Origin of the sequence: Cyclobacterium xiamenense, from assembly GCF_042140265.1 — a bacterium.
In the GTDB taxonomy this organism is placed as follows: domain Bacteria; phylum Bacteroidota; class Bacteroidia; order Cytophagales; family Cyclobacteriaceae; genus Cyclobacterium; species Cyclobacterium xiamenense_A.
On record NZ_CP159481.1, the window covers coordinates 548,498 to 563,751 of the forward strand.

Annotated in this window: 10 protein-coding genes; 7 read left to right on the plus strand and 3 right to left on the minus strand. The window is 49.2% G+C overall.

The genetic code is table 11. The features are described 5' to 3' along the window. Window positions 1-116: 116 nt before the first annotated feature. The 3 genes from ABWH99_RS02315 (at window position 117) to ABWH99_RS02325 (ending at window position 6,539) form a co-directional block, all read left to right on the plus strand. Window positions 117-1,958, plus strand: coding sequence for a Xaa-Pro dipeptidyl-peptidase (locus ABWH99_RS02315; protein ID WP_375584704.1), 1,842 nt, complete (start codon window positions 117-119; stop codon window positions 1,956-1,958). Window positions 1,959-2,609: 651 nt separating this feature from the next. After that, the gene (locus tag ABWH99_RS02320) at window positions 2,610-4,247 is read left to right on the plus strand and encodes an McrB family protein (protein ID WP_375584705.1); all 1,638 of its coding nucleotides are present in this window, start codon (window positions 2,610-2,612) and stop codon (window positions 4,245-4,247) included. A gap of 3 nt (window positions 4,248-4,250) precedes the next feature. Next, the gene (locus tag ABWH99_RS02325) at window positions 4,251-6,539 is read left to right on the plus strand and encodes a DUF2357 domain-containing protein (RefSeq protein WP_375584706.1); all 2,289 of its coding nucleotides are present in this window, start codon (window positions 4,251-4,253) and stop codon (window positions 6,537-6,539) included. Window positions 6,540-7,069: 530 nt separating this feature from the next. On the opposite strand, the gene ABWH99_RS02330 is transcribed toward ABWH99_RS02325, so the two are convergent. After that, a complete protein-coding gene (locus ABWH99_RS02330; RefSeq protein ID WP_375584707.1) occupies window positions 7,070-7,417 on the minus strand; it encodes a winged helix-turn-helix transcriptional regulator in 348 nt (115 codons plus the stop codon). A gap of 78 nt (window positions 7,418-7,495) precedes the next feature. Here ABWH99_RS02330 and ABWH99_RS02335 point away from each other — a divergent pair, with 78 nt between their 5' ends. The 4 genes from ABWH99_RS02335 (at window position 7,496) to ABWH99_RS02350 (ending at window position 10,498) form a co-directional block, all read left to right on the plus strand. Then, window positions 7,496-8,131, plus strand: a complete 636-nt coding sequence (locus ABWH99_RS02335; RefSeq protein ID WP_375584708.1) for an NAD(P)-dependent oxidoreductase — start codon at window positions 7,496-7,498, stop codon at window positions 8,129-8,131. 1 nt (window position 8,132) lies between these two features. Then, window positions 8,133-8,999 (plus strand): NmrA family NAD(P)-binding protein, encoded by an 867-nt coding sequence (locus tag ABWH99_RS02340; protein ID WP_375584709.1) that lies wholly within the window; start codon window positions 8,133-8,135, stop codon window positions 8,997-8,999. Window positions 9,000-9,412: 413 nt separating this feature from the next. Next, the gene (locus ABWH99_RS02345) at window positions 9,413-9,946 is read left to right on the plus strand and encodes a TetR/AcrR family transcriptional regulator (protein WP_375584710.1); all 534 of its coding nucleotides are present in this window, start codon (window positions 9,413-9,415) and stop codon (window positions 9,944-9,946) included. 84 nt (window positions 9,947-10,030) lie between these two features. Continuing rightward, window positions 10,031-10,498: a hypothetical protein gene (locus ABWH99_RS02350; protein ID WP_375584711.1), complete on the plus strand. Its 468-nt coding sequence runs from the start codon at window positions 10,031-10,033 to the stop codon at window positions 10,496-10,498. Window positions 10,499-11,061: 563 nt separating this feature from the next. Here the strand turns inward: ABWH99_RS02350 and ABWH99_RS02355 are convergent. Together ABWH99_RS02355 and ABWH99_RS02360 are read right to left on the minus strand one after the other, a co-directional pair. Beyond that, a complete protein-coding gene (locus ABWH99_RS02355; RefSeq protein WP_375584712.1) occupies window positions 11,062-12,405 on the minus strand; it encodes a hypothetical protein in 1,344 nt (447 codons plus the stop codon). 465 nt (window positions 12,406-12,870) lie between these two features. Further along, on the minus strand, window positions 12,871-15,180 hold the full coding sequence (locus tag ABWH99_RS02360; protein WP_375584713.1) for a hypothetical protein: 2,310 nt from the start codon (window positions 15,178-15,180) through the stop codon (window positions 12,871-12,873). Between the last annotated feature and the right edge of the window lie 74 nt (window positions 15,181-15,254).

A 15,254-nucleotide genomic window follows, 5' to 3' on the forward strand; every position in this document is an offset into this window, starting at 1 on the left:
GTCAAATGCCGGGGCTTCATTCGGGCGGTTTTTCTTCGGGCAACTTTTCCACAGCCAGGCGGCAGGCGGTTGGCCGTTCATTTCGGTACCTTTCAAAAAATCCCTATTTTAGAGCCATGAAGAAGCGAAACCATCCCCTATTGACCCTTTGCCTTTGGCTGGCAACCGGAGTAGTTGTCTCACCCCTGGCCGCCCAATCGGAGGCCAAGCCCTATTTTCTGGACGGGGAGGCCCAGGAAGTACCGGCCTTCAAGGATCCGTCTCGTTGGATTCGGCACGACCTATGGGTGGAAACCGAATTCGATTCGGATGCGGATGGTCAACCCGACCGCATGCACGTTTCCGTTACCCGTCCCTATCAGACCGAATACCAGGGATTGAAACTACCCGTGATTTACGTCAGTAGCCCCTATTTCGCCGGGGTCGCACCCGATGTGGACAGCCTTTTTTGGGACGTGCGCCACGAATTGGGATCCCCGCCAAAGAGCCGGGTTTCACCGGAAGTGACCGCCCGCAATAACCGCCCCTTTATTTCCGATTCACACCTGCAAACCTGGGTTCCCCGCGGATACGTTGTCGTCCACTCTTCCTCCCCCGGCACCGGCCTTTCCCAGGGAGCCCCGACCGTGGGTGGCAAAAACGAGTCGCTGGCCCCCAAAGCCGTGATCGATTGGCTCTGCGGAAGGGCCCGGGGCTATACCGCTCCCCTGGGTGGTGAGCGGGTGGAAGCCTACTGGTCCACCGGAAAAGTGGGCATGACGGGAACCTCTTACAACGGCACCCTGCCCCTGGCTGCCGCAACCACCGGTGTGGAGGGATTGGAGGCCATCATTCCCATTGCACCCAATACCTCCTACTACCACTATTACCGTTCCTACGGATTGGTACGTTCGCCGGGGGGCTACCTGGGCGAAGACATTGACGTGCTGTACGACTTTATTCACAGTGGGGATCCGGCCAAACGGGCAAGTAACAATGCCCGCATCCGCGATACCGAAATGAAAGCCGGGATGGACCGGGTCACCGGGGATTACAATGATTTCTGGGCAGGCCGGGATTACCTGAACCAAATGGAGCCCATGAAGGCCGCCCTGCTGATGGCCCATGGCTTCAACGATTGGAACGTGATGCCCGAACACAGCTACAGGATCTATAAAAAAGCACGGGACATGGGACTTCCGGTGCAGGTATATTACCACCAGGACGGGCACGGCGGCCCGCCACCGTTGCGGATGATGAACCGCTGGTTTACCCGTTACCTGCACGGAGTGGACAATGGCGTGGAAGAGGACCCGGAAGTTTGGATTGTGCGAGAGGGGGACAGTCAGGACAATCCCACTCCCTACGAAGCCTATCCCCATCCTCAATCCGAGTCCGTGTCGCTGTTTTTGGAAGGTGCGGCTCCTGCCGCTGGAAAGCTGCAGCTGGAGAAACCCGCCCGGCAAGGAAGGGAGACCCTGATTGATAATTTTTCTTTTGACGGGGCTTCGCTGGCAAAGGCGGAGCTCACCGATCACCGCTTGTTGTTTGTGAGTCCTTCACTGAAGGAAGACCTGCACCTGTCCGGCCTGCCGGAAATAACCCTTCGATTGGCCTCCAGCAAAGCAGCCGCCAACTTGTCCGTATGGTTGGTCTCCCTGCCCTGGAACGAGCGGAAAAATACGAAAATCACCGACAATATCATTACCCGGGGATGGGCGGACCCGCAGAATCACCGCTCCCTGACAGAAAGCGAGCCCTTGAAACCGGGCCGGTTTTACACGGTTAGTTTTGACTTGCAGCCCGACGACCAGGTCATTCCGAAGGGTCAGCAGATCGCCCTATTGATTTTTTCCAGCGACAAGGAATTTACGCTTTGGCCCGAGCCCGGTACCGAGTTGACGGTGGACCTGGATGCCAGTTCGCTGAGGCTGCCAGTGGTGGGAGGTATCGAGGCGTATCAGGCAGCTACGGAATAATGTCACTCACCACAGATAACACAGATTCGCACAGATTAATTAGGGATAAGCTGGTTTGTTTGAGGCAACAAAAAATGGGTGGAAATCGGTGTGAATCAGTGGTGAAAAATAGGAACAACACTGAAAACACAGATTACTCCCGCATAAAAGGTAAAGTGAAGTGCTTCACCACTTTTTATACTCCCCGTGGTTCTCCTATTCACTTTTTCTTGTCCAAGATGTTGAAAACACCAATGCGCTTTTAGGTACATTTGGTTGTTACCGATTCAAAAGCCAAAGACAAGAATCCAAATGAGGCATTTTTTTGCTACGCTCGGACGGACAAAAAGGGAAGAGATTGAAAAGTCTATCGTAAAATGAGATAAATGAAAGATTTAGGCTATTTTAAGGGCTTAAATTAATGCGAACATGAATCGATCAAGCAAGTAAACGAGGAGAAAGCAATTAAATATACTTGGTTGATTGGCAAGCTTGAGAAATTTACGACTTAGCTAATAGTTATCTACAGAAGATATGAATCAATCAAGGCGTCCAAAAACTCATGATGTGGGCATTGATGAGTTAATTATTTTACCTAAGAAACAATGGTGGCAGATGTATGCGAAAGTTACAGCATAAGGAAGAAAAAAGTAACGAATAATAATTTATGCCATGAAATACTGGATTGAAAAAACTATTGTAAATGGACGCGAGGATAGAATAGAGGGCGATCGTGCACTTGGAAAAGCACTTTGGTCACCTCAAAAGGATAGAAGGGGAGCGGATATTTACAAAAACATGAGAGAAGTTAGACAAGGTGATATTATTATTCACCTGGTGAATAACTCTAAAATAGCCGGTGTATCTAAGGTAAGGAAATCAGCTGTTGAATCTCATGGCATTTCTGGAACAGAATGGGATGGGCCTGCTTACCTAATTGAGTTGGAAGATTATGAAGAAATAAATCCAGAAATCTCCCGCAACAGTATTTTAAGCGCTGACAACAAAACAATACTTGATAAAATAAATTCCCAATCGGAAGTTTTCTATAATAATAAGTTAGAACTTCGACAGGGTGCATATTTAACTCCTTGCCCAAAAGAATTGTTGACTTTGATTAATAGGGCCTATTTAGGACTATCTAATGGAAACTTGCCTCATATTTTGACTTCCGATTTGCAAAATATTGATACAATAGAGGGATTACCTTTCAATAGAATTCAGCTATTGCAAGATATTAGAGACTCAGGACTGTGGTATTCCGATGAACTAATTTTAAGGTTAACGGGCTCATTATTGACGAAGCCCTTCGTAATCCTTACTGGTCTATCCGGGTCTGGAAAAACAAAGCTAGCCCAAGCCTTTGTGCAGTGGATTTGTAAGGATCAAAACCAGTATCGGATTATTCCAGTTGGCGCCGATTGGACGAATCGCGAACCTTTATTAGGCTATCCCAATGCATTAAAACCAGGGGAATATGTAAAACCAGATAACGGGGTATTGGATTTAATTCTACTAGCAAACAATCGTCCGGATTCTCCTCATTTTTTAATTTTGGATGAAATGAATCTAAGCCACGTGGAGAGGTACTTTGCGGATTTTTTGAGCGTAATGGAATCTGACGAGACGATACCATTGTACTCAGAAGGGACATCGGATAACGAGCTGCCGAATCAACTTTCTCTTCCCTCCAATTTATTCATTATCGGAACAGTCAACATAGACGAAACTACCAATATGTTCAGCCCAAAGGTGCTGGACAGAGCCAATACCATTGAGTTTCGGGTGACACAGGATGAAATGAAAAAGTTCCTGGACAATATTAAAAACATTAACATGAATGCCTTAACCGGCAAGGGTTCAGGAATGGCTAAAAGTTTTTTAGACATGGCGTCAAGCAAAACGTTGGAATCAGATTATGAGATAAATGAGGCATTGATACAATTCTTTGGGGAGTTAAAAAAGACAGGAGCAGAATTCGGCTATAGGAGTGCCACAGAGATTTTGCGATTAGTCCATCACCTTTCCGTTTTAGACAGTAACCTTACAAAGGCGCAGAAAATAGATATAGCGATCATGCAAAAATTACTGCCCAAGCTCCACGGTTCCCGAAGAAAGCTTTGTCCGGTACTAGAAACGTTGGGTACATTTTGTTTTTCAGATCGTACAAATGTTTTGACAGAAGTTTTTGATAGGGAAGATTTTGATTTTAATGATGCCAGGGTAATCTATCCCTTGTCTTTGGAAAAGATTACGAGGATGTACAAAGGGGCTTTAGACCATGGATTTGCTAGTTTTGCTGAAGCCTAATCCATGATATCTTCGGACTCCATAGAGATTAACCTAGATTCTGTACGTGAAGGATTGCGTCTATGTATCGATTCCCGACAGCCAAAAACACTTTTTGATGCCTCAAAAAGCGCCTCAGAAAATAATGAAGCAAATATTCAGCTGGTGGAGGGCTGTTATTACGATTATCAGATAAACAGTGAAGATTATCTGCTTGAAGATCCTTTCGATAGCATCGTCCAGGCACACAAGCGCAGGCCCAACCTGGGCACTATCGCTCCTAATATTTATGTGGGAACCCTCGAATTACCGTTGATAAGGAAAGAGACCGGCGAAAAAATATTCGACATTTTCCTGGAAGTGCAGTCCGTTAAATCAGGATACCGGGATGATTATCGGGATATGTTGGCCATGATCACCGAGAAATGTACCGATTTATTATTGCAGGCCAATTCACCTGTATCCCATCGATTTGAAATTGATTTTAATCAGGACAGCAAATCCCTTTATCAGCGTTTTTCTTTTGTCAAATCGGTGATAGGAACCGATGAATTTGCTGAGGCTGTTCATAGAATAGTCAGCATGCCTGTTACCAAATGGGCGGATATTTCTGAAGCCAGGGATATTCGAAATGTCCGGAGGTTTTCTAATTCAAATATTCGGCAAATACTCAGCATGGGAAATCGAACTGTTTTGCCCAAAAATCATTATTTGCAAGGATTTGGAATTGAAACGCTTCCAGAGCGAATTGCGGCTGTTCGAAAAGCAGATTCAGTCGATACTCCTGAAAATAGGTTTATCAAATATGCACTCGAAACCTTTTTAAAATTCTGCTCAGATATTAATTCCATAGCCAAGGTTAAGAATCATAAAAAACTATATAATGAGTCTTACCTGCTTATTCAGGAGCTGGAGGGTCAATTGCACCATACCGTATTTAGAGATATCTCAAACCCAACTACCCTAAAGTTGAATAGCCCCGTGCTTCAAAGAAAGGAAGGCTATCGAGAAGTATTGCATGTTTGGCTATTATTCGACCTCGCGGCAAAACTGATCTGGAAAGGAGGGGAGGATGTTTATGGAGCGGGCAAAAAGGACATCGCCACTTTGTACGAATATTGGTTATTTTTTAAACTGCTGGAATTGCTTCAGGAAATCCTAGCTATTGCTCCAAAGGACATTTCCGATTTAATTGAACCTACCGACGATGGCTTAAGCCTCCGCATCAAGCAGGGTAAAACGATTCCTCTCCATGGGATCTACGATGCAGGCAGCAGAAAAATCAATATTCGTTTTACGTACAATCGCTCTTTCTCAGGAAAAAGGGATTACCCGGCTTCAGGTAGTTGGACCACAGCCCTTCGGCCGGATTATAGCCTATCTTTCTGGCCGGTAGGAATAACGGAAGAGGAGGCTGAATTGCAGGAATTAATCGTTCACGTTCATTTTGATGCGAAGTACAAAATAGCTAATATGTCGGATTACCTGAATCCAGATTTAGAAGAAAGACTGAATGAAGAAAAAAATGAAAACCGAAAAGGCATCTACAAAAATGCGGATTTGCTAAAAATGCACGCTTACAAGGACGCCATTCGAAGAACCGGTGGGGCTTATGTGTTGTATCCGGGAGAAAAGACCCTGACTAAAAGGGGATTCCACGAAATTATTCCAGGGCTTGGTGCTTTCCCGGTTCGGCCGTCGAAAACCGATAGTGGCATTGGTGAACTAAAGGCTTTCCTCCTTGAAATCCTGGATCATTTCGTTAATAGGGCTTCGCAGCGCGAGAAAATGGCCTTTAGAACCTTTGCTATCCATAAAGATCCACCACAATCGGAAAATCAGGTACGAGAAGCTCTACCAGAGGCCTTTTACAACAATCGTGGACTTCTGCCGGATGAGACATTCGTATTGATTGGGTATTACCAATCGGCAGAACACTACCATTGGATAAAACGGCATAAACTTTACAACTTCAGAATGGGTACTGGCGCAGGATCTCTTATTCTGGACAAAGAAACCGTAGATGCCAAATACCTGCTCCTCCATACCAAAGGAGAAAGGAGTTCAGGAGCACTTTGGCGAATCGTAAGCAATGGCCTATCGGTTAATTCCAGGGAGGACCTGGTTAAGAAAAACTACCCCGATCCCTCTCAGGATCATTACCTCTTGGTAAAATTGGAACCGGTAAGCGACCCGGAATTTCAAGGGGCTGTCTGGGATTTTAGGCGCCTTTCGCGCTATAAGGCCGGAAGGGCTTCGGCCTTGCCCTTTACCTGCAGCCTGACGGAACTGATGAAATGCAAGATTAGCTAGGGCATTCGTTGTAGGGAACGCAGCAAAATCCCCGTAGAAAACAGCTACACCCTTGTTTCCAGCAATTGAAATTCCTCAATTGACTACAAAACAGATGTTTTTTCCAGCGGAGGACCGCTATGCTTGTTACCGGTTTTATCCATCCGTTACCCTGCCAGGTGACCGGTGAGTCCCTACGGTTCACTCCGCTTTCTACGCTCTTTTATGCTCTTCTAGGATTCAACCCATTTGCTATCCCAGTTTTCTAAACCATATACCGCATAGAAGGGATTCCGAACTCCCATTTCTTCCGTTCCCCATTTTTGGATGCTGTCTTGGCGGAGAGGTTTGCGCGATTTTGTTCCTACCCCCTTCTATGTCCTTCAATGCCCTGCTACGATTCCGCTCTTTTTTTAAATCCTATAGGGCATAAGATAGGATGAACGAACTTCTGAAATTTTCAAAATAACCCGGTCAGATCCTTTCCGCGGACTTATTCGTGCTCGCTTCTATGCTCTTTTATGGTTTAACCCTTCGTATTCCGTACTTTTTCAAGTACCGGAGTTGCGCTGCTGCAACAGGTTTTCCTCGTACCGACCGGCGAATTTTCGCATTTCTTCGATCAATGGCAGTACCTCCCGACCCATTTCGGTCAGCGAATATTCCACCCGCGGCGGTACCTCGCCGAAGTTTTTCCGAAGGGCCAGTCCGCTTTCTACCAGGGTTTTGAGCTCCTGTATGAGCATTTTTTCGCTGATATCGGGGATTCGCTTCTTCAATTCCGACGGTCTAAATGGGTTTTCCATAAGCTGGAACAAGATCAACAATTTCCATTTTCCCCCCACCAATTCCAGGGTGGTGCGTATCGGACAACGAGCGGTAATGCGAATGGATTTCATACGTACAAAAAGGTTAGTACCCTACCGGTATGCAGGTAGGTCAAATCTACGTAGTATTATAGAAAAATAAAGCACATCATGAAAAAAATTTCCTTATTTGGTGGGACCGGCCGAACCGGCCGCCTATTTTTGTCCCAGGCCCTGGAAAAGGGCTATTCGGTAAAGGCCCTGGCCCGTGATCCGGAAAAGATAAACCTTCGTCACCCGGCACTGGAAATTGTCGGGGGAGATGTACTGAACGCCGATGTGGTGGCGGCCACGGTGGAAGGTACAGATCGGGTGGTGAGCCTGTTTGGGCATGTCAAGGGTTCCCCGGATTGGTTGCAAACCGAAGGCACCCGGAATATCATCCAAGCGATGAAACGTTTGAGCGTACCAGCGATCGTTTCGCTGTCCGGTGGAGGGCTGCCCTTTCCGGAGAAGGACCGGCCCAAATTTGCCGATAAACTGATTCGCACCGTTATGAAACTGGCCGTTCCCCGTGTTCTGAACGATGCCATCCGGCATCACGAAGTATTGGCGGAAAGCGGCTTGGAATGGGTCATTGTACGCGGGCCGCGCCTGACCGATGCTCCCCGAAAAGGGGCCTATCGGGTGGGATGGGTAGGTGTGAATGCCAGCACCAAAATCAGCCGTGCCGACCTGGCGGATTTTATCCTGACCCAGGTAGAAGACGAAACCTTTATTCACCAAATGCCCTTTGTGAGCGAATAGGATGAACATTTTGATCAGCGGAGCCAGTGGAAATGTGGGGCAGGAAGTCTGCCGGTTTTTGCAGCATCCTGGTACGGAACACCGGATTTTTGCCGGGCTACGAAATGCCACACAGTCCGTCGATTTTCTGCGCCGCTTTCCTGCAGTACAGCCGGTGGAATTTGATTTCAATCGTCCGGATGAATTTCCTGCGGCATTGGCAGGTATACAGGTGGTATTTTTGTTGCGCCCACCGCAGCTTTCCAACGTAAAGAAGTATTTTGATCCACTGATCGCTGCCTGCGTGGAGGCAAAGATTGGGCACCTGGTGTTTCTTTCGGTGCAGGGAGCGGAGAAAAGCAGCCTGATCCCTCACCACAAGATTGAGAAACGGATAGTGGCCTCGGGGATTCCGTATACCTTTCTTCGTCCCGCTTACTTTATGCAAAATTTCACCACCACCTTGCGCGAGGACATCCGCAAACGAAGCCGGGTCTACCTCCCGGCCGGAAAAGCCCGGTTTACGCTGATTGATATCCGGGACCTGGCGGCGGTAGCGGCGGAGGTCCTTCTGCATCCGGATGCCCACCGCAATCGGTCCTACGAGCTTACAAATTCCGAGCCATTGGATTTCAAGGCCATGTGTGACCTGTTGAGCAAGGTACTGGGAAGAAAGATTGCATTTGTGTCTCCCAACCTGTTGCAGTTTTACCTGCAAAAGCGAAAAGAGGGAGTACCGACTTCGTACATTCTGGTGATGATCCTATTGCATTACCTTCCCCGGTTTCAACCCACTCCGCAAACTTCCGATTGGGTGGAGGAATTGCTGGGAAGAAAAGCCGTTGGTTTTGGGGAATTTGTGCAGCGGGAGAAGCATAAATTGCAGTAGCAATAAGGTCTTTTCCTGCTTCAGCTCTTTTGATCTGTCAGTTTTTTGAACCATATACCGCATATAAGGGAGCCCAAATACGCTTTCATCCCTTCCATAATTTTTGCATCCTGTCCAGTAGACCGGTTCGGATAAGCTTACGTAACCCGCTTTTACGTTTTTCCATGCCCTTCTATGGTTCAATCCCTTTTTGTGCGGTCATTTTTTTAAACCATATACCGCATAGAAGGGATGCCGGATTCGCTTTTAGCCGTTTTGTAATTTTCTAACTTCGTCCGGCTTATCGGTTCGGTACATTGTTGGGTTCGCTCTACTAGGGTTCAAATTCTTTTTTTGGTTTTTTGGAGGAAGTTTTTTAATAAATCGATACCTTAGGCAGGAACCTCGGCTACAGGCCCTAAAAAAAGCTCCACGTGATTGCAAACAAAGAGGTGTGGATAGACCTGGGATACGGTATTTTTGCCCGGGAAGGCTATCAGGCCCTAAAAATTGAACGTCTGGCAAAAAAGATGGGCATCAGCAAGTCCTCGTTTTATCACCATTTTGCCGATAGGGAAGTCTTTATCCAGGTGCTGCTGGAACGACACATTCATCAGTCCCAGGACCTGGCGGAAAAGGAGCGACAGGCCGGGGCCATTTTTCCGGATCTCATCGATGCCTTATTGGCACACAAAACCGACTTGCTTTTTAACAGACAGTTGCGCATCCACCGAAACCGACCCGATTTCGCAAGTACCCTTGCAAAAACAAACGAGCTGGTCGGAGACAGTTTTGTGTTGGTTTGGGTGAGGGACTTAAACCTGCGCCTCAATCAGCGCCAACTTGACGCCATTTTTCAGTTGGCGTTGGAAAACTTTTTCCTGCAAATCAATCCCCAAAACCTCCACCGAGACTGGTTGACCGACTACTTCATCCGGCTACAGGCACTGGCCAGTAGTTTCCGTTAAGCGGTTTGTACGGATGCGTCTACAATCCCATCCCTTGTCTGCTTACCTTTGATTCAACGATAAGAAACAAGCTACCCGCAAGCGATGACACAAACCAAGCACAAACAGTACCTTCTTGTATCGGCCCTGGTGGTTGCCTCTTTTGGGCCGGTTTTCTTTCTGGGATCCATGCCTGAAACCTCCGGTCCTGCCAGTTGGACATTGGACCTATTAAGTTTTCCTTTGGATGGGGCGCAGCAATTTGACGCAGCAACCACCCGTTTTTTATCCGCATTGACTGGCGGCTTTTTGATCGGCTGGGGAGCAACGCTTTGGGCATTACGCCGGTGGGTCTACGATGCGGCTCCGGAAGGCGTTCGCAAGTCAATGTTAACGGGCGTTATTTGCTGGTTTCTGGTAGACTCCGCCGGATCGATTGCTTCAGGGAATCCGTCTAATGTATTCTTTAATCTTCTGGTACTGTTGCTTGCTGTGGGGCCTTTGTGGAAAAAAGCGACCGCTCCCAGCGAAGGCAATCGCCAGGAGAATGAAGGACAAAGACAAGTCCACTAGTATAAAATGCGCAGCTTTCCTGCTGTGTAAAAATCAGTTCCCCGGGGGCTTCTTTTCTATGGTAAGCAAGGCGGCAAGCCTCGAATCCCGCCGAAAAAAGCTTCTTCCGGTCGCCTGTACCCCTGGTATCGTTTTGGTGAAACAGGGGTAAAGGTGTACCTGTACCGAATGGTTTTGAATCGGACGCGCCCTATAGCCGGTATTCAGCCTACCATTTCTGGTTACGTTTAATTCGGGTTGAACTATTCAGTCTCTCAAATTGACCGATTGGGACGAGCAGATTGGTTTCCCGGTTACGCACGCCCCTACCGAGAAGAATTTTGTGCGTAAGGCCGTAAAAACCACGTATGGGCAGCGCACGAATTCCCAGGCAACGGTTACAAGGTTTACTGAACCTGAAAATCCCATTACCACTGAGCTGGAGAATCCGGTGGCAATCGGGTGCCTGAATCGGCAGGGAATAAACCATTTTTGGTTTTCGAACATCGCTGCCTATAAAAGACAAAAAATCGCTTCTGATTTTTTCACAAGGGAGATTGGCAATTCGCCAGCGGTCTTGGCGGCTATTTGTTGAAAAAAGAGGTTGCGTTGGTGCCGCCGTTTCGCAGGTGTTCCAGGCGTTCCTCTAAGGCATCGGAAGTTTCCGGTTCATTAATTCTGGCGTAAATCTCCTTAAGCGCGATCAGCGTCTCAACGCTATTGGGATTGATCCCCTCTGCCTTCTGGAAATAGGGAAGCGCCTTGTCAAAGGCGGCGAATACCTCGGCTTCCAGGGCTTCGAATTGGCCCCTACCCGCTGCGCTAAAGTCCCCGGACATCTCACTCAACGTCATCGTCAGGCTCGCAGCGCGGTTGTAGTACAGGGTGCCGGTGCTATACAGCGCATCAAAATTAGTCGGATCTTTTTCCAGGCTCTGACTGTAATACGTGAAAGCCTGGTCGAAGTATTTGTCGGCCTGTTCGCTGTTTCCGGCACTGGATTCACGCTGGTACAAGTTATCGTATACGCTACCCAGGGTGAGGTAGAGTGATTGGTTTTCCGGTTCACGATTGATGGCCGTTTTCAAACGATCGGTGAGCTCGTCGAGTCGGCTGAGCTTCAGGAAATGATTGATCTCGGCAAAAAGCAGCGATGCGTCTTGGGGATATTTTTCCCGACCGGTCTTCAGGTACCGATAGGCGGCATCCAAGTTCGCGGCTTCGCCGTTGGCATGGACGGTATACAAGCCTTCATAGATAGCTGGATTATCGTAATTCGCCTGGTAGAGCTCTTCAAGAAGTGGCTTGGCCGCTTCGGGCATCTGGTTGTTCAGGGCCGCCATCCCAGTCACGTATTTCTGGTCCATCAGGGCGTAGGCATCATCCAAAACGCTACCCTCGCCTTGGCTTTTCAGGATTTCATGGCAAGCCAGACCCGAGGAGAAGTGTAAATAAGCCGATCCGTAGTCCAGGGCTTCGAAGGCATAGCTCCCGAAGTTGTACAGCATCCCTTGCGCCTCCTGCATACCTTTCATCGCATCCCGAAGAAGATAGCTCGGTGAGTTTACGGATTGCGCATGCTTTTCCACAGCCGTTGTCAAGGCGTTAAAAGCCTTGAGCGCTACCCCGTCTACTTGCGGAAGTTCTTCCAGAGAACCCAGGCCGGTTTGTTTCACAAGCACAATCTGGCTAGCCAGCGTGTTAAATATCTCCCCTTTCAGGATGTAAAATCTCGGATCGGATACATCTTCACCAGCAGGCTCCGGCAAAATGGCCGCTATTGCTTTTTTAAGCTTGGCTGTAGAAGCATGAGGATCTAGTCGGTATTCGGCCAGCGCTCTCTTAGCTGCCCTCGCATCTGCCTGCTGTGCCTGTACCGAAACGGCAACCAAAACAAGGGCAAGCATTCCGACGATTATTTTATTCATTGCCGTTCAAATGTAATGGGTCGGGAAATGGGTATTTTTACTAAAACCAATGTGGGTAGGTGGATACGGGTGATAAGGTACGAAATAATTCCGTTAGTAGCTGCCAATGGCTTCCCTCATTTTGTTGCCGATTGCCTGCGGGTTTTTTCGGTTCAAACGGGCATCGCCCGGATCCCCGGCCCGCCGAAACTCTTGGTGGACCCCCTTCGCCTGAAGATTCGCACTCCGTGGTCTTTGCCTATTTTGGTTGAAAAGTAGGGGATAGGTAGGGGTGCAATTAGCCAGGCGAAGAGGCAGGGAAATGAAGGGCTCGGTGTCAGGGGAAAGTGAGGATCAGGTCAGCGGCAATTCGGTTTCAAAGCCAATAAATGGGTGCCAGCCGAGCCATAGAAATACCGGTTAGGATGGGTGGTGGAGCGGCGCCCTGCGCATGGCTACGCCTAAAAGGAAGCGGTTGAAGCCCCACTATTGCCAGCCGGTACCCCGGTGTAGACTGGCTGCTTGTACCGCCAGGGTATCCAGCAGCTGTTCGCAGTTGATGATTTTTTCCAGCAAGTCCTGTGGCAGGTAATAGTACTGATTGGAGGCCTCAAACCCTATTCGGGAATCGACCCGTGCCAGCGCATACAGGCGAGCGGCACTTTGGATCTCCATTTCCAGCAAATTTCTCAGTTGAAGGTATACGAAAGGGCTGGGCGATCGCCGCCATTGCTCCCGAAGCAAAATAAAACGACCCTGCTGCGCCACCGAAAGAAAGTGCAGGTAGGCCGCTTTTGCCAGGATAAGATCTTCGGCAAGATTTTCTTTCTGCAGATCCGTGGAGGGAAGTGCAGCTGCTTCCCCCAGTAAATCCAGGCCTTTTTTCCAACCCAGGGCTACTTTTTCAAACTGACGTACCAGCACCTCCGGCGGATAGGGTCCGGACCATCCGGCCAGGTCGTCGTACGGAAAACCCACCATGGTGGATGCATATCCGGTAGGTTCCAAAAAAAGCAGGTTGGCGGGGCCGTATTGTTGGGGCGCGTTGTAAACGACCTTTTGGTGATAGGGAAATTCCTGAAATGCATCGCTAAAGCCCGTCCAGGCTTTGCGGACCAGGGATACCCGCTGCCTGCCATAGCGTTCCCAGGCAAGTTCGTCCAGAACCTGCTCTACGGTGGCGCTGGGGTTTTGAGAAAATTTATGGGCAATTTCCAGGTTTGGCGAAGGATAGGAACCCAGCGTCCAACTCAGCATGTACCCGTCTACCCCGGCCTGGTTCAGATTGGCCGCATGCTTGGCGACCAGGTCCATCACCGGTAGCCAGGGGAGGGCGGAGAGCTCCCAGGTACTATTCCATTGTACCTTGGCCACGGTGTTCAGCCCCCGTTCTTTGGCTGCGGCCCAGTGATCGAGGGCGCGGGGTCCCGGTCCCACGGCCGACAGGGAATACTCGGAAACGCGGGTTTCCACTCCTCCTCGTTCGATGGGGAGGCCCCATTCACTGACGGACATAAGTTCCACGTCTTCGGGTAATTCTGCGATCACGTCCCGCGCGGGGCCGTGGCCGTTCCATCCCCAATCCCAGGCAACCACGCGTGCCGAAGGTTTGGCCCGGTGTACTCCCTCGGCTATCAGCCGATTGACCTCTGCGATAATCTCCGCATAGGGGCGTTTGCTGCACCGGGAGCAGGCGGCTTTTCCCCCATGGGAAGCACAATTCGTCAGGTTTTCGGAAGCCGTGATGGTAAAAACACCACCGAGTTCCGGTACCTGTTCAAAAACATGCGTCAGCGACTGACTGATCCAATGCTGTACCTTTTCGTTGCTGGTGCAAAGGGTGGTCAATCCCTGCTTACTCAGGCCAGCCATATCCGGTCGGGAGGCAAAAAAACGTGCCGGCATTGCTCGTGGTTCGTTGATGTACAGGTAGATGGAAATCCCGTATTTTTGCGCACGCCGGGCCATCTCCCGAAGGTTTGCCAGCCTTTCGGAGGACCGATCACCGAATTCCGGAAAGTCGGCGCCGCCGGGTGCCAGCTGGTTCAGTACCACGTGTAGCCAGACACCATTGACGCCTTTTTCTGCCAGCTTTTGCAAAAGCCCATCGGGGAAGGGGTCGTTTTTGGGATCCACTAGCGGGTCGCCAAAAACGCCGAAATAGGAATAAATCAACCGAAGTCCCTTCCCGGAAGAACCGGCGTTTTCGGATGGGTTTGCCGAAGACCTGACCTGGCTCAACTGCTCAATAAAGGCAAAGCGTGGTTCTTCCGGTAGCGGAGGCTGGATATGCCCGTCTACCTGGCCATAGATTTGCGCGGCTTTTTCCCAGGCTTCTGCGGTGGGAAGCGAATACTGCAGCCGTTCCACCCGGGGTTTTAGGCGGCCAAATTTATGGAAGAGAAAGTCATCTTCCTTTAGTGCGAAGTCCAGCTGGTTTTCTGACAGCTCGGTGAGTTCCAGGAGTTGCTCGTAGGGAAGCAAGTGCCAATTCCTCCGAAGCAAACTGATGTACAATTGCCTGGAATACGCTGGAAAAAGCGGCTCTTTCTCTTCCAGGCCCATGGCTTGGGCAATGTCCCGCACTTGCCAGGTTTCGCAATGCAGCAGACGGGCCATTTTTTCGGCGGAGACCAGGTTCCAATTTCGCCACACAAAGGCGAAAAGCCTGTTGGGAAAATGCTCAAAGGTAAGCGCAGGGGGATAGCTACCGCGGGGTAGCCTGCTTTGGGAGCTGCCGGGGTAGGGCAGGCAAAGCAAGGTGACGATCAGGAAAAATCCTAGTAAAGGTTTCATGGGAAACGGCGCTTCTTTCGTAAAACAAAGTAATGAAAATTCTCTGATCCGGAAAGTAAGGTTTTTTGTTTGGC

What these genes read in the sequence shown, in the direction of transcription:
- ABWH99_RS02340 (WP_375584709.1), top strand. Translation starts at nt 8,133, where the DNA reads ATGAACATTTTGATCAGCGGAGCCAGTGGAAATGTGGGGCAGGAAGTC.
- ABWH99_RS02315 (WP_375584704.1), top strand. Translation starts at nt 117, where the DNA reads ATGAAGAAGCGAAACCATCCCCTATTGACCCTTTGCCTTTGGCTGGCA.
- ABWH99_RS02330 (WP_375584707.1), bottom strand. Translation starts at nt 7,417, where the DNA reads ATGAAATCCATTCGCATTACCGCTCGTTGTCCGATACGCACCACCCTG.
- ABWH99_RS02320 (WP_375584705.1), top strand. Translation starts at nt 2,610, where the DNA reads ATGAAATACTGGATTGAAAAAACTATTGTAAATGGACGCGAGGATAGA.
- ABWH99_RS02355 (WP_375584712.1), bottom strand. Translation starts at nt 12,405, where the DNA reads ATGAATAAAATAATCGTCGGAATGCTTGCCCTTGTTTTGGTTGCCGTT.
- ABWH99_RS02325 (WP_375584706.1), top strand. Translation starts at nt 4,251, where the DNA reads ATGATATCTTCGGACTCCATAGAGATTAACCTAGATTCTGTACGTGAA.
- ABWH99_RS02350 (WP_375584711.1), top strand. Translation starts at nt 10,031, where the DNA reads ATGACACAAACCAAGCACAAACAGTACCTTCTTGTATCGGCCCTGGTG.
- ABWH99_RS02360 (WP_375584713.1), bottom strand. Translation starts at nt 15,180, where the DNA reads ATGAAACCTTTACTAGGATTTTTCCTGATCGTCACCTTGCTTTGCCTG.
- ABWH99_RS02335 (WP_375584708.1), top strand. Translation starts at nt 7,496, where the DNA reads ATGAAAAAAATTTCCTTATTTGGTGGGACCGGCCGAACCGGCCGCCTA.